Source organism: Bradyrhizobium sp. NBAIM01 (genome assembly GCF_020194115.1).
In the GTDB taxonomy this organism is placed as follows: domain Bacteria; phylum Pseudomonadota; class Alphaproteobacteria; order Rhizobiales; family Xanthobacteraceae; genus Bradyrhizobium; species Bradyrhizobium yuanmingense.
The window spans coordinates 129,163-143,554 of sequence record NZ_JADYVU010000015.1 but is presented as its reverse complement, the minus strand read 5'-3'; the positions used below and the strand labels follow the sequence as shown (position 1 = coordinate 143,554).

The window sequence follows — 14,392 nt, the reverse complement described above, 5'->3', positions numbered from 1 at the left end:
CACCCAATCCCACCCCCCGCCTAACCCATTGATCTTGCAACCCCCGTCTACTGTGCATGGGGTTGTTTTCGAACTTTTGTTGTTCCATGCCATCACGCGAGGCGTTCAACCGCCCCGGCACCCGATCCGCCGCCGTCCACCAAGCGAGACCAACATGCACTCTTCCGCCAGCGGCTGGGGCAACGGGCTTCTCGGCGTCATCATCTTCAGCGGCTCGCTGCCGGCGACGCGCGTCGCCGTCGGCGGCTTCTCGGCGCTGTTTCTGACCTCGGCGCGCGCCGTCATCGCGGCGCTGATTGGTGCTGTGGTGCTCGGCCTGCTCCGGCAGGCGCGGCCGCAGCGCCGTGATCTCGCCTCGCTCACCATCGTCGCCATCGGCGTCGTGGTCGGCTTTCCCCTGCTGACGGCGCTCGCGCTCCAGCACATCACCTCCGCGCGCTCCATCGTCTTCATCGGCCTGCTGCCGCTGTCGACCGCGATCTTCGGCGTGCTGCGCGGCGGCGAGCGGCCGCGGCCGCTGTTCTGGCTGTTCGCGGGTCTCGGCAGCGCAACGGTGGCCGGCTTTGCTCTCGCCGGCGACGACGCGGCCTCGCTTCAAGGCGATCTGCTGATGGTCGCCGCGATCGTGCTGTGCGGCCTCGGCTATGCCGAGGGCGCCGCGCTGTCGCGCCGCCTCGGCGGCTGGCAGGTGATCTCCTGGGCGCTGCTGCTCGCGCTGCCCTTGATGCTGGTGCTCGCGGTGCTGACCTGGCCGCCGGTCTGGAGCGGCATCGGTGTGCCCGCCTGGATCGGGCTCGCCTACGTCTCCGTCTTCAGCATGTTCGTCGGCTTCATCTTCTGGTACCGCGGGCTCGCCATCGGCGGCATTGCCCGCGTCGGCCAGCTGCAGCAGCTGCAGCCGTTCTTCGGTCTGGCGCTCGCCGGTCTTCTGCTCGGCGAGCCGGTCGCAGCAAGCATGATCGCCGCGACGGCAATCGTCGTCGCCTGCGTCTTCTTCGCGCGGCGCTATGCGTGAGCCTGTCGCCTCACGCCTGCCGCCAGTGTCATGCGGCCGCCGAACCTTGATCTAGATCAATGCCTGTCCCGACTCGGTGTCTGCCTTTACTTGCCTGAACAGCGAGGGAGGACGTCATGCGAACTAAATTGTGGCTGGCCGGCGCCGTTGTTGCCTGCGCAGCATTGACCTCGGTGCAGTGGTCGGCAGAGGACGGGCTTTCATTCTCGATCCAGAGCGCGGAAGCCCGCGTCGGCCGGCCGGCGACGCCGGCGAGTGTTGCGGGCGTCGCACGTCGAACGACGCGTCGTGCCGTGGTCGGTGGCGCCGCCGTCGGTGCAGCAGCCGCAGGAGCCGCCGTCGTCGCGCCAGCCTGCGTCCGCGTGCTGGTCAACGGCGTCTGGGTCTGCCGCTAGGCCTCACTGCTGCCCCATCACCGTTCGCGTCAGCGCGCTCCGTGCGAACTTCTTCAGCGGCATCGGCTTGCCGAACAGAAAGCCCTGATTGGGGCCTTTCGATCCCGGGTAGTCGCGCGATCTCTCCGGCGAGGAAATCGACCAGGAGGCGCACGCGCGCAATGCCGGACCGCTCCGGCACGATCAGCATGTTCAGCGGAACGGGCGGCGGTGAATAGTCCGGCAGCACGCGTTCGAGCCTGCCGTCCGCGAGCAGGTCGCTGACCAGCCACAGATGCGCCGGCGCAATGCCGCGGCCGGCCGCGAGCGCCTCACGCGCGGCGAGCCCGTGATCGAGGCGCAGCCGCCCCTCGAAGGGTATCGCATGGCGGCCGCCGCGGCGCCCCTGCAGCACGAGGACATCGCTGGCAGCGATGTTGGACATCCGAATGCCCTCGTGATGAGCGAGGTCTTGCGGGCGCGCAGGCCGGCCACGCGCGGCAAGATAATCGGGTGCGGCCACCAGCAGCCGCCGCGACTGGCCGAGCGACTTCAGCTTCATCGTGCTTTCGGCGAGCGGCCCCAGACGCAGCGCGACATCGACGCCTTCCCTGACGAGGTCGATCCGCTCGTCGGTCAGGCTGAGGTCGACCGACACCTCCGGATAAGCGTCCTGGAAGGCGAAGATCAAGCGGCTGACGTGGAGCACGCCGAACGCCGCGGTGCAGGAGACCCGCACCGTTCCGGCCGGCGCGCCGCGCGTCGAGCGCGCTTCATCACCGGCCTGCTCGACCAGACGCAGGATGTGCACGCAGTCGGCGTAGTAATGGCGGCCCTCTTCCGTCACGGTGACCCTGCGCGTGGTCCTGGTGAGCAGCGGCACGCCGACCGCCTGCTCCAGCTCCCGAATGTGCCGCGTCACCGTGGATTGGCCGATCCCGAGCTCGCGCGCGACCGCGGACAGGCTTCCGCGCTCGGCGACGCGCACGAAGCTGCGCATGCGCTCGAGCGTAACCTCCGGCCTATCCATTTTCCGGCACAATCTTATCCATCGGCTACGTCTACCGGATCGCGGGCCACCGCGCTATCTGCCGAGCCACAATCCTCAATCCAATGGTGCCCGAACATGAAAGTCTTGATCGTCTATGCTCATCCTGAACAGCGCTCGCTCAACGGCTCGCTCCGGGATGTCGCCGTCAGAGAGCTCGAGGCGCAGGGGCACGAGGTGCGGGTCTCCGACCTCTATGCCGAGGGCTGGAAGTCCGAGGTCGACCGCGGCGACTTTCCGTCGCTGCCGGTCGATGCGCGTCTCGCGGTCGCCGCGGCATCCAAGCAGGCGTTCGAGGCGGGCACGCTGACTGCCGACGTCAAGGGCGAGATCGAGAAGCTTCTGTGGGCGGATGCTCTGATTCTGCAGTTTCCGCTGTGGTGGTTCAGCATGCCCGCGATCCTCAAGGGCTGGGTCGACCGCGTGTTCGCCTACGGCTTCGGCTATGGTGTCGGCGAGCACAGCGACAAGCGCTGGGGCGACCGTTACGGCGAGGGGACCTTGGCCGGCAAACGCGCGATGCTGATCGTGACGGCCGGCGGCTGGCAGGACCATTATTCCGCCCGCGGGGTCAACGGGCCGATCGACGACCTGCTGTTTCCGATCAATCACGGCATTCTCTATTATCCCGGATATGACGTCCTGCCGCCGTTCGTGGCCTATCAGGCCGACAGGTTCGATGAAGCCGCTTTCGGCGCGACGGCCGAACGCCTGCGCGAGCGGATGAGAACGCTTGCGACAACTTTGCCGATTCCCTATCGGCGCCAGAATGGCGGCGATTACGTCATTCCGAGCATGCAGCTCCGCGCCGGGCTCGAGTCTCCCGGAGCGCGCGGTTTCGCGCTCCACCTCGATTCCGCTCACGAACGCGGCGCGCCGAGCAAGCCAGGAGCGATGCGGTCAACGGCAGATCTCCGCGAGGAAACGGCGTAGCGAACGCGGTCATCCCATCACGGTGCGCGTCAGCGCGGCCTTCGCGAACTTCTTCAGCGGCATCGGCTTGCCGAATAGAAAGCCCTGCACGACATCGAAGCCGATCTCGCTCGCTGCGATGAGGTCGGCGCGGCTCTCGACCCCTTGTGCTACCGCGCGCGCGCCGAAGGTCTGCGCCAGCTCGACGATGTGACGGCACACCGTGCGCTTCAGCCGATCGCCGCCGCTGCCGGTGACGAACTGCCGGTCGGCCTTCAGCTTGACGAAGGGAATCTTGTCGAGGTCCATCAGCGACGGCCAGTTGGCGCCGAGATTGTCGATCGACAGCCCGATATTGTGCAGGCCGACCTCGCGCGCGACCTCGGCCAGGAAATCGAGTTCGCGGATCGCCTCCTCGCTGTCGATCTCGACCGTCAATCCGCCGAAGGCCGGATGCGTCGGCACGCGGCGGCAGAGATCGCGCACCGCCTGCGGCCCCCTGAGATAGGCGGCGGGAAGATTGATCGACAGGTTGACCGGGCTTTGTTGCTCCAGAAGATAGTGCCAGTCCTGCACGGCGCGATCGATCACGAACTCCGACAGCTCGCGAAAATGCGGATCGTGCGGCTCCGGGATGAAATAGGCCGGCGGCACCACGCCCCAGGTCGGATGCCGCATCCGCACCAGGGCCTCGGCGCCGTTGCGGACCAGCGTGCGCGCGTCGATCTTGGGCTGGTACCAGAGCTCGAGCCAGCCGGCATGCAGGGCTTCGCCGACATGCACGGCCGGGCTCGGCGCCGGCTCATCCGGCAGCAGCATCGCAACGCGCTCGCGCAGCGTCTCCGCGGCAAAGGGCGTGGTCAGCGGCGGCAGCATGGCAAGGCCATATTCGTCGCCGACCTGCCGCACGGCTTTGACGATGATCGAATCGCGGGCGCCGACGGCGAGAACCTTGCCGGCAAATGCCTCACGCACCAGGACTTCGAGGAATCGTCCCGGCTCGATGCCGTCGGCGGCGACGCCGAGCAGGATCAGATCCGGCAATTCGCTCGCGAGCACCGTCTTCAGCTCGTCGGCGCTGGCACATTCGCAGGTGACGAAGCCGAGATCCTCGAGGATCTCGCTGAGGAACGCGCGCAAGTGACGCTTGCTGTCGGCCACGCAGGCGCGCGGCGTCACCTTTCGCCGTCCGAAGGTCACAGGCCTTCGTCCGACGAGTTCAATCATCCCATCGTTCATCGTACACCACTCCCGTTCCGTGACGGTTTCTTAAACGCGGAGCGTGGGTTCAAATAAGGAGAGCTTCACATCGTTCTTGAATTATCTGAGTAACGTTAAGCCCTGCAATTCGAGCTAATTTGTCGACGAAATCTTTGGGCGCACGCGCGCGGTTGTCCCGCGGCGGCGATGAAGCCGGCGCAACGTGAATCGGCGGCGGCTTTCACGCTTGCGTCTTCCCGCGATGCGCGCACCGCCGCCTTTCGCTCGCGACAGTTCTGCGACAACGGGTCCGCGTCGGCGGCCAAGAATGTGAAGCACATCACACGCGCATTGCCGCACTCGCGCTAAAGCTCCCCCGAGCCGGTGGAGGGCTGTCGAGGATTACAGCTATGTCGATGCGGCGAATGATCTATTGGTGGTTCAGGTTCGTGCTGTCAGGGCGATTCATGGATCGCTTCCTGTGCCTGCCGCGCTAGCCGCGCGGCGCATCGTGGCTTTTCGCGACCGAACCGGGTCTAGAGCATGATCCGGAAAAGTGTGCAGCGGTTTTCCGGAAAGATCATGCTCAAACGCTTTAGGTTTGCCCGATCAATTTGCGGAACGCCGCCGCACCGTCCTGCATCGCGTCGCGTCCCTTCCAGGCCAGATAGCTCAGCTTGCCGCCGAGCGTGTCGTGGCTGCGCAGCCGCCGCGAGCCGAGAATGTGGCCGACATTGGCAGGGAAGCGGCTCACCTCGGCGGAAACTAGCGCCGCGATCGCATCCATCAATTGCTGGAGCCGGACACCCCATTCGCATTGCTCGATGCCGTCGATGCGGACCTTGAGCGCATATTCGGTGTCGTAGATGTCCGCGAGCAGGTCGCGGGCGATCAGCACCCGGTTGTGCCGGAGTGCGACACGAAGCGCGAGGCGCTTGTCGTCGAGCCGGTCGAGAACCATGGGAACGACGCAGGCATAGGGGGTGGCGGCGACGTCTGCGGCGGCCTTGCTCGCAGCGGCTCGGGTAGCGAGCCGCACCAATTGCCAGGACGCCTTCAGGCGTCGCGCCACCAGCGCCAGCGCGAAGGGCAGTGCCTGGGGATGGGCCTTCTTGAAGGCGTCGAGCTGCGCGGTGATCTGGGCGACCTGGCCGTCGTCGAACTTCGCGATCTTGTCGGGCAGCTTCGCGTTGAACTTCGGCAGTGCATCGCCGGCGCGCAACACGTGCAGCATCTTCACGACGTCGTCGAAGGCGGTGCGCGAGGCCGTATATTGCCCGAGCTTGGCGCGCGCGGATTCGGCGCTCTCGGGCGAGGCGAGGGTGCTCTCGAGGACCTTGACGACCTTGATCTGGAAGGTCGAGGCGATCTTCTGGACTTCCTTCGGGTTGTTGGCCGCGACCTGGTCGCCGATCGCCTTGATGTAGTCGCGCGCCATGGTCGGCAGCAGGTCGCGGCAGATCCATTCCCAGATCGGGGTGAGGGTATTGCGCGAGATCCGCCCCATGTTGGCATGCTCGGGCGCGCCATCGATCAGCAGCAGCTCGAGCGGCGCGAAGAAATAGCGCGACGGGCTGGTGGCGCGCGCCTGGGTCGATCCGTCCTTGCGGAATTCGGCGCGCAAGCGGGCCTGGATGTCGGCCGAACCCGGCATGTCGATGCCGCACAGCTCGAGCCGTTCGAGTTCGCTGAGCAGACAGCTGCGCGACAGCGGCGTCAGCCTCTGCAGAAATTCCGATAGCCGGTCGATCTCGTCCATGGCACGCAATCTTTCGCAGCGTGGCCCGCGGGCTTGCGGGCCCAATGCGTGGAGGCATTTGCGCGCTCTCAACCTCCCTAGAGAAGCAAGTCGCCGTTAATTAATCCGTAAAATCCGGGGGGTGGATGTCGGAGCAAGGCGTTCGCCGAGGAGCTTTTCCCGTTCCCAGCCCAGCATTCGGCAGAAAACTCAACCGCTGCATGGTCGCGTGCGGCGCCGCGCAAGCACAAATTGTGCCGAAGTCGTCATTTCAGCGTAAAACCGTCTAAATCACCGTAGTCATACGGAGCAAAAAGTTAATCACAGACCCGCCCCGGTTCCGCTAAACGAGTGACATGGGGTCACAGAATGATACGGCCACCGATTCGCGGCCGTCGGCATGGCACGAAAGCAGCGCTGCTTCAGCTGAAGAGCTCGATTTCGCCCGCCTGAGCGCCTTGCGTGCCAAGGCGGCCGACGAAATGGGGGCTGCCATCGCCCGCGAGCTCAATGGCCCCCTGACCGCGCTGCTGCTCTACATGGGCGAGATCAAGCACCACAGCGATCAGCTCGTCCCCGCGACCGGCGATCGCGCCTATTTGCAGCGGGTGGTGGAGAACGCGCTGGCCCAGACCGAGCGCGTTTGCGGCCTGGTCAAGCAGCTCGCCGGCCCGCACAAGGGCGGCTTGCCCAGCCCGTCCGAAGAAGCGGAATCGAAGGCCGTCCGCGTGCTGCAACCGCCGCGGCCGCCGAGCGCCGATCTGATCGGCCCGTCGGGCCAGAAGCGGCTGACCAGGCGCGAGCGCGAGGTGCTGAGGCTGATCAGCGAAGGCTACTCGAACAAGCAGGGTGCGCTTCGCATGCAGATCAGTCCGCGCACTTTCGAGAGCCATCGGGCCGAGGCGATGCGCAAGCTCGGTGCGCGCAACACCGCGGACCTCGTCCGTGCGGCGCTGCTGCATTCGATCGACTGAGGCCGGGCCCGTCGCCCGCCGTCGGGCGAGACCCGACGCCTATCTCGAAAGTTGGGAAATCCGTGGCGCTCAGAAATAGTCTTCGGCGAAGGGACGTGCGCGCGAGGTGGGACGCAGCGGCTTGATCTCTTCCTTCGGCGCGCTCGGAATGATCGTGATGGTCCAGCGGGGGGGCATGCTCGATTCCTGCTCCAGCACCGAGCGCACGAAACCGGTCACGGTCGAGCCGCCGGCCTTCACCGTCGCCATCCGGCCGTTGAACTGTGCGATCCGGAAGCGACGAACCTCCTTCTGGTCTGCGGTCTCGTAGGTGAACATGGAAAACCCTCCTGGTTTTCCGGGACTATCGCCAGCTATGATTAGCCATCTGTGAAAATCGCAAACCGTAGAAGTACGGCGGGAATGCACGCGCGAGTAGTCCGGAGCGTTTTCACGCGAAGCAGCGCGACGAGCGCGCATCCCAAGCCAGCTCGCCTTGCGGCTCCTGCGCATGCGCGGCGGCGTAGGCCGCATCCATCAGGTCCAGCAGCGCGCGGAATTCGGTCTCGCCGAGGCTTTCCGCGGTTTTCTCCAGCCGCAGCGCCAGCGCTGCGAGCCTGAAATAGCCGAACGTTCCGGCCGCGCTCTTCAACGAATGCGCTTCGCGCGTGATCCTGGCGTGGTGCTGCGCGGGCGAGAGCGTGCGGAACGATTGCAGGCGCGCGCAGGTCTCGCTCCAGAACACGTCGCGCACTTCGCCGGCACCGTCCTCGCCGATCTCGCGCACCAGCGCTTCGTACGCGCGCGGCTCGCGCGCGGGTTCGGCATCGATCGCGTTCGCAAGCCCGACGGTGACGTCAAACATGTCTTGCCTGCCCTGATCCCGGTTCGTGTCGCGCGGCACGCCGCCGCGCGAGGCATGTCGCGTGTGTACGGCCTTCGAATTTCAGTTCTGGTAGCAGGATGGCTGGTGTTTGCAGGCCGGCATTAGCCCGCGGTTTACCAAGCGACCGCGGCGTTCAGGGCGGGCCGAGCAGCCGGTCGTACTGGGCCTTCACGGCGGCGTAGCATTCGCACGCCGTCTGACGCAGCCCGTCCAGGTTGGTGATCTGGATGTGTCCGCGGCTGTAGTGGATGAAATTGGCCTGCTGCAGGGAGTTGGCGACCAGCGACACGCTGTTGCGCCGGGCCCCGATCATCTGAGCCATGGTCTCCTGTGTCAGCAGCAGACGCGACTCGCCCGACATGTCATGCGTGTGCAGCAGGCAGCGCGACAGCCGCGACTCCACCGGATGAGCGGCGTTGCAGCCCGCGGTTTGCTGCACCTGGGCGTAGACCGCCAGCCCGTGACGCGCAAGCTGCGTGCGCAGGGCGCTGCTCTGATCGGCGGCCATGCGCAGGCGGTCCAGATCCACCACCGAGGCGGCGCCGGGAACCAGCACGATGGCGGTGTTCAACGCACACGCATCACCCTCGATGGCGAGCGTTCCGAGCAGGCTACCACGGCCGATCATGGCGACCTGCACATGCTCGCCTTTGGCCAGTTCAACCACCAGCGAGATGACGCCGCGGTGAGGAAAATAGGCGCGCATGAGCGTCTCGCCGGTCTCGACCAGCACCGCCCCGTGGGGCAGATCCACAGTTCGCAGGTGCGGGCGGATCAACTCATAATCGTCTGCCGACAGTGCGGACAGGAAACCGTTGGACGGACGCGCCATGCTTTCCAAAGCTGCCTCCTCCGTACCCTTGCACCTGGGAATCGCACGCCTGCACTCACGCGGTGCGCGGGTAAGTTCCATCATCCTCGCGGCGGGATATATTGGCAATTGAGACAAGTTGTCCGGCCCTGGCGATGCATCGACGCTGCGTGCACGTCGGAACACAGAGATCGCATCGTGCTCCCGTCACGCCACGATTCCCATCAGGCGCAGGTGATGGGCCTTCACCGCCGAATAGCAGCCGCAGGACGTCGCCAGCAGCGCCTTGGGATCGATGATCTCGATCTGGCCGCGGCTGTAGCGAATGATGCCGGCGCGCTGCAGCGCATGCGCGACCAGCGAGATCGCGTTGCGGCGGACGCCGATCATCTGCGCCAGCGCCTCCTGGGTCAGCGGCAGGATTTGGCCGTCGGACAGGTCGTGGGCGCGGAGCAGCCAACGCGCGAGCCGCGCCTCGACCAGATGCAGCGTATTGCAGAGCAGCGATTGCTGCACATGCGCGAGCATGACCTGCTCGTGGCGGACCATCAGCTTGCGGAGGCGTGCGCTTGCGGTCGCGACCGCGCGGAAAACTCCGATTTCGATCACGGAAGCAGCTCCTGGGAACAGCACAACCGCGTCCATCGGCGAGATGCCGTCGGCAAGGGCCGCACCGGCCCCACGACGCTGTCGCGGCCCAGCATCGCAATTTCGATCGTCTGTCCTTCGGACAGGCTCACCCTGATCGAAACGCATCCACCATGCGGGAGGTAGACATGTCTCGGTGCAGTGCCGATCTCGCCCACGACAGATTTGCTGACCATTTCAACCGTCGCGAGGTGCGGACGCAGCAGATCGAAATCCGCGGCATCGAGCAGTTGCAGCAGCTGGTTGGGCGGGCGGCCGCTCACGGTCATGCAGGTTAATCCGGCGGGTTCGATGGACGCTGGGCGCGGCGGCCTTCGTCACTCAGTTGCACGGCGCGCAAATACTAATCTGAAGGTTGTGGTGTCGTCCATATACCCGTTAGAGGGCAGACAACCTGTCTCATTTGCGGCGGAATTAAGTAGCGCACGCTGATTCGTTGACGAGGCGGCCGTCCTGCAACGATTGCGCAGGGAAAAAGCGGCAAGGGGGCCTCAGGAGCCGGAAGGCATTGCAGTCGCGCTGGCCATTGGGCCGGCTCGCGTCGCCTCGACCGCGTCCGCAAAAATGTTAGTTTCATCTCTCATCGAAAGCAAAGGAGAAAGGCGTGCCCCACGGTTCGATTGTTGAATCGCCGGAACGGGAAGCTCAATCCGGGCGAGACGATCTGCGCCATATTCTCGTCGTCGACGATGACCCGATGGTGTGCATGGCCATCGAGGTTTACCTCCAGCGCAACAATTTTCGGGTGACGATCGCCGAGGGTGGTGAAGCCGGACTGCGCGCCCTCGAGCACAAGCAATTCGATCTGATGATCATCGACATCTTCATGCCGCACATGCGCGGGTTCGAATCGATCCGGATTTTCCACGACCGGGCTCCGGTCATTCCGCTGATCGCGATGTCCGGCTACGCCTTCGCGAATTTGGACTCGCCCGCGCCGGACTTCCTGCGGATGGCGTTGGAGCTCGGCGCCGCGCGCTGTCTGCGCAAGCCGTTCACGCCGCACGCGCTGCTCGCCGCCATCAACGATTGCCTGGCAGAGCCTCGCCCCCGCTCCGACATTGCCACGGCCGTGCAGCTCGGTTAGCGCGACACGAGCCGCTTTCCCCGCGGGGTAACGCTTCGTTTACCTCGAGCGTGGACCGCCTAGATCCGGCAACGCCCAAGCACTCGCGCGACGAGGGCGCGGCCGGCTTGCCTCGACCGCCTCTATCGTTCTTCACGAGCAGGACTTTCTCGCACGCCGCGTCGCGCGATTAGTGGCTCGTTCACCGCGCGGCTCCCGCCGTTGCGGCGCGGGGATGGTTTTGCCGAAAAGCGCTGCAACACGCGGCAGAACCGCAAACTTCTCTTCAAAATCCGTAGTAGCACGGAGGATGAAATTAACGGGACTGTGAAAGGGGATGTCTAACGATCCAGGATAGGGCGTCCGTCCGTGCCAAGGGTGGCTCGGACGTCGCGTTTGCGGCCCGGGTCAGTAAGGCGTAGCTCATGGATGATCTGTTGCGGGAGTTTCTGACGGAGACCAGCGAGAGCCTGGACACCGTGGACAATCAGCTGGTGAAGTTCGAGCAGGAGCCGAACAACGCCAAGATCCTGGATAACATCTTCCGCCTGGTCCACACCATCAAGGGCACCTGCGGCTTCCTCGGCCTGCCACGGCTGGAAGCGCTGGCGCATGCCGGCGAGACCCTGATGGGCAAATTCCGTGACGGCATGCCTGTGACCGCCGAGGCGGTGACGGTGATCCTGTCCTCGATCGACCGCATCAAGGAGATTTTGGCTGGCTTGGAGGCGACCGAGGCCGAGCCTGAGGGGAACGACCGCGATCTCATCGACAAGCTGGAAGCAATGGTCGAGCAGGGCATGGCGGCCATGTCAGGCTCGGCGGAGCCGATGCCGACAGCCGGCACTGCTGCTCCCGTTGCCGATGCGCCGCCGCTGGTGCCGGAAGCGCCCGCCGCTGCAGCCGCCCCCGCCAAGGAGATGACCATGGGCACGCTGGTCGATCAGACCCTGGAGCGTCCGCTGCGTCCGGGCGAGGTCTCGCTCGACGAGCTCGAGCGCGCCTTCCGCGAGACCGCGATCGAAGCGCCGGTGCCCGCGCCCGTGGCCAAGGCTGAGGTTAAGGCCGAGCCGGCTGCTGAAGCCGCAAAGCCCGCCAAGGAAAAGGCCGCGCCGAAGAAGTCGATGGCCGACGAGATGGCGGGCGAGGGCGACCGCATCGCCAACCAGTCGATCCGCGTCAACGTGGATACGCTGGAGCACCTGATGACCATGGTCTCCGAGCTGGTCCTGACCCGCAACCAGCTCTTGGAGATCTCCCGCCGCAACGAGGACACCGAGTTCAAGGTGCCGCTGCAGCGCCTCTCCAACGTCACCGCCGAGCTGCAGGAAGGCGTCATGAAGACGCGCATGCAGCCGATCGGCAATGCCTGGCAGAAGCTGCCCCGCATCGTCCGCGACCTCTCATCCGAACTCGGCAAGCAGATCGAGCTCGAGATGCACGGCGCCGACACCGAGCTCGACCGCCAGGTGCTCGATCTGATCAAGGACCCGCTCACCCACATGGTGCGCAACTCCGCCGATCATGGCCTCGAGACCCCCGCCGAGCGCCTCGCCAGCGGCAAGGGCGAGCAGGGCACCATTCGCCTGTCCGCCTATCACGAGGGCGGCCACATCATCATCTGCATCGCCGACAACGGCCGCGGCCTCAACACCGAGAAGATCAAGGCCAAGGCGCTCTCGTCCGGTCTCGTCACCGAGGCCGAGCTCGAGAAGATGAGCGAAGCCCAGATCCACAAGTTCATCTTCGCGCCGGGCTTCTCCACTGCCGCTGCCATCACCTCGGTCTCGGGCCGCGGCGTCGGCATGGACGTGGTCCGCACCAATATCGACCAGATCGGCGGCACCATCGACATCAAGAGCGTGGCCGGCGAAGGAAGCTCCGTCACCATCAAGATCCCGCTGACGCTCGCCATCGTCTCGGCGCTGATCGTCGAAGCCGCCGGCGACCGCTTTGCGATCCCGCAGCTCTCGGTGGTGGAATTGGTCCGTGCCCGCGCCAACTCCGAGCACCGCATCGAGCGCATCAAGGACACCGCGGTGCTCAGGTTGCGCAACAAGCTGCTGCCGCTGATCCATCTGAAGAAGCTCCTGAAGATCGACGACGGCGCGGCCTCCGATCCCGAGAACGGCTTCATCGTGGTGACGCAAGTCGGCAGCCAGACCTTTGGCATCGTCGTCGATGGCGTGTTCCACACCGAAGAAATCGTGGTCAAGCCGATGTCGACAAAACTGCGTCACATCGACATGTTCTCCGGCAACACCATTCTGGGTGATGGCGCGGTCATCATGATCATCGATCCCAACGGCATCGCCAAGGCGCTCGGCGCCGCCGGCTCCTCGGCCCATGGCATGGGTGACGAAGCGGCCGGCCATCACATCGGAAGTGGCGAGCAGACCACCTCGCTGCTGGTGTTCCGCGCCGGCTCGTCGCAGCCTAAGGCGGTTCCGCTCGGCCTCGTCACGCGCCTGGAAGAGCTGCCGGCCGACAAGATCGAGTTCTCGAACGGCCGCTACATGGTGCAGTACCGCGAGCAGCTGATGCCGCTGGTGGCCATGGAAGGCGTCACCATTGCTTCCCAGGGCGCCCAGCCGATCCTGGTGTTCGCCGACGACGGCCGCTCCATGGGCCTCGTCGTCGACGAGATCATCGACATCGTCGAGGAACGCCTCAACATCGAGGTCGGCGGCTCCTCCTCCGGCGTTCTCGGCTCGGCCGTGATCAAGGGCCAGGCCACCGAGGTGATCGACGTCGGCCACTTCCTGCCGATGGCGTTCGCCGACTGGTTCACCCGCAAGGAGATGAAGCCGTCGCTGCATTCGCAGTCGGTGCTGCTGGTCGACGACTCGGCCTTCTTCCGCAACATGCTGGCGCCGGTGCTGAAGGCCGCCGGCTACCGCGTCCGCACCGCGCCGACCGCGCAGGAGGGCCTCGCGGCACTGCGCGCCCAAAGCTTCGACGTGATCCTGACCGACATCGAGATGCCCGACATGAACGGGTTCGAGTTCGCGGAAGTCGTCCGCTCCGACAACAACCTCGCTGCGACGCCGATCATCGGCCTGTCGGCGCTGGTGTCGCCGGCGGCGATCGAGCGCGGCCGTCAGGCCGGCTTCCACGATTACGTCGCCAAGTTCGACCGTCCCGGCCTGATCGCGGCGCTGAAGGAGCAGACCGCGGGTGCCGCCGGCGCCTCCGAGCTGAGCCGGGCGGCCGCGGCTTAAACCTTGAGCGGCATGGACCAGGAGACCCTGAAATGAGCAAGAAGACCCAGTCCAGCGAAGGCGCCATGGTCGAGTACGTCACCGCGATGATCGGTGGCCAGCTGTTCGGCCTGCCGATCTCCCGCGTCCAGGACGTGTTCATGCCCGAGCGCGTCACCCGCGTGCCGCTGGCCTCGCGTGAGATCGCGGGCGTGTTGAACCTGCGCGGCCGCATCGTCACCGTGGTCGACATGCGCTCGCGCCTCGGCCTGCCCAAGGACGAGGACGGCAAGACCGCGATGGCGGTCGGCGTCGACCTGCGCGGCGAATCCTATGGCCTCCTGATCGACCAGATCGGCGAGGTGCTGCGCCTGCCCGAGGACGGTAAGGAAGAAAACCCCGTCAACCTCGACCCCCGCATGGCCAAGCTCGCCGGCGGCGTCCACCGCCTCGACGGACAGCTCATGGTCGTCCTCGACGTCGACCGCGTCCTCGAGCTCGAAACCAAGACGCAAATGGCCGCCTGAGCCAACGAAACATC

At 65.6% G+C, this 14,392-nt stretch carries 14 protein-coding genes and 1 pseudogene; 7 read left to right on the top strand and 8 right to left on the bottom strand.

Annotated elements, in window-relative coordinates:
- Window positions 1-154: 154 nt before the first annotated feature.
- Together I6F31_RS31385 and I6F31_RS31380 are read left to right on the top strand one after the other, a co-directional pair.
- Window positions 155-1,015, top strand: a complete 861-nt coding sequence (locus tag I6F31_RS31385) for a DMT family transporter (RefSeq protein ID WP_225186629.1) — start codon at window positions 155-157, stop codon at window positions 1,013-1,015.
- A 116-nt stretch (window positions 1,016-1,131) separates the two neighbouring features.
- Window positions 1,132-1,410 (top strand): hypothetical protein, encoded by a 279-nt coding sequence (locus I6F31_RS31380; protein ID WP_036008513.1) that lies wholly within the window; start codon window positions 1,132-1,134, stop codon window positions 1,408-1,410.
- A gap of 82 nt (window positions 1,411-1,492) precedes the next feature.
- Here I6F31_RS31380 and I6F31_RS31375 read toward each other — a convergent pair.
- A pseudogene (locus tag I6F31_RS31375) lies at window positions 1,493-2,419 on the bottom strand (LysR family transcriptional regulator); the annotation flags it as partial.
- A 96-nt stretch (window positions 2,420-2,515) separates the two neighbouring features.
- On the opposite strand from I6F31_RS31375, the gene I6F31_RS31370 reads away from it, so the two are divergent.
- On the top strand, window positions 2,516-3,370 hold the full coding sequence (locus tag I6F31_RS31370; RefSeq protein ID WP_225186627.1) for an NAD(P)H-dependent oxidoreductase: 855 nt from the start codon (window positions 2,516-2,518) through the stop codon (window positions 3,368-3,370).
- Between the two features lie 9 nt (window positions 3,371-3,379).
- On the opposite strand, the gene I6F31_RS31365 is transcribed toward I6F31_RS31370, so the two are convergent.
- On the bottom strand, window positions 3,380-4,588 hold the full coding sequence (locus I6F31_RS31365; RefSeq protein WP_225186626.1) for an EAL domain-containing response regulator: 1,209 nt from the start codon (window positions 4,586-4,588) through the stop codon (window positions 3,380-3,382).
- Between the two features lie 556 nt (window positions 4,589-5,144).
- The gene (locus I6F31_RS31360) at window positions 5,145-6,308 is read right to left on the bottom strand and encodes a hypothetical protein (RefSeq protein WP_225186625.1); all 1,164 of its coding nucleotides are present in this window, start codon (window positions 6,306-6,308) and stop codon (window positions 5,145-5,147) included.
- A gap of 335 nt (window positions 6,309-6,643) precedes the next feature.
- Here I6F31_RS31360 and I6F31_RS31355 point away from each other — a divergent pair, with 335 nt between their 5' ends.
- On the top strand, window positions 6,644-7,261 hold the full coding sequence (locus I6F31_RS31355; protein WP_225186624.1) for a helix-turn-helix transcriptional regulator: 618 nt from the start codon (window positions 6,644-6,646) through the stop codon (window positions 7,259-7,261).
- Between the two features lie 69 nt (window positions 7,262-7,330).
- Here the strand turns inward: I6F31_RS31355 and I6F31_RS31350 are convergent, their stop codons facing one another.
- The 5 genes from I6F31_RS31350 to I6F31_RS36740 form a co-directional block, all read right to left on the bottom strand.
- Complete coding sequence (locus I6F31_RS31350) at window positions 7,331-7,579, bottom strand: hypothetical protein (RefSeq protein ID WP_225184296.1); 249 nt, start codon at window positions 7,577-7,579, stop codon at window positions 7,331-7,333.
- Between the two features lie 112 nt (window positions 7,580-7,691).
- Complete coding sequence (locus I6F31_RS31345; protein ID WP_225186623.1) at window positions 7,692-8,105, bottom strand: Hpt domain-containing protein; 414 nt, start codon at window positions 8,103-8,105, stop codon at window positions 7,692-7,694.
- Between the two features lie 154 nt (window positions 8,106-8,259).
- Window positions 8,260-8,958 carry a Crp/Fnr family transcriptional regulator gene (locus I6F31_RS31340; protein ID WP_192893380.1) on the bottom strand — a complete coding sequence of 233 codons (699 nt, stop codon included), beginning with the start codon at window positions 8,956-8,958 and terminating at the stop codon, window positions 8,260-8,262.
- Between the two features lie 186 nt (window positions 8,959-9,144).
- Entirely contained in the window at window positions 9,145-9,546 is a 402-nt protein-coding gene (locus I6F31_RS36745) for a helix-turn-helix domain-containing protein (protein ID WP_346656505.1), read from the bottom strand.
- The gene (locus tag I6F31_RS36740) at window positions 9,543-9,854 is read right to left on the bottom strand and encodes a hypothetical protein (RefSeq protein WP_225152510.1); all 312 of its coding nucleotides are present in this window, start codon (window positions 9,852-9,854) and stop codon (window positions 9,543-9,545) included. The genes I6F31_RS36745 and I6F31_RS36740 overlap by 4 nt, the downstream gene beginning before the upstream one ends.
- A gap of 335 nt (window positions 9,855-10,189) precedes the next feature.
- Between I6F31_RS36740 and I6F31_RS31330 the strand changes: the two genes are divergently transcribed.
- From I6F31_RS31330 to I6F31_RS31320, 3 genes are all read left to right on the top strand, one after another.
- Window positions 10,190-10,672, top strand: a complete 483-nt coding sequence (locus I6F31_RS31330; protein ID WP_225152508.1) for a response regulator — start codon at window positions 10,190-10,192, stop codon at window positions 10,670-10,672.
- A gap of 404 nt (window positions 10,673-11,076) precedes the next feature.
- Window positions 11,077-13,872, top strand: coding sequence for a hybrid sensor histidine kinase/response regulator (locus I6F31_RS31325; protein WP_225174750.1), 2,796 nt, complete (start codon window positions 11,077-11,079; stop codon window positions 13,870-13,872).
- 32 nt (window positions 13,873-13,904) lie between these two features.
- Window positions 13,905-14,378, top strand: a complete 474-nt coding sequence (locus I6F31_RS31320; protein ID WP_225137425.1) for a chemotaxis protein CheW — start codon at window positions 13,905-13,907, stop codon at window positions 14,376-14,378.
- Window positions 14,379-14,392 lie beyond the last annotated feature (14 nt).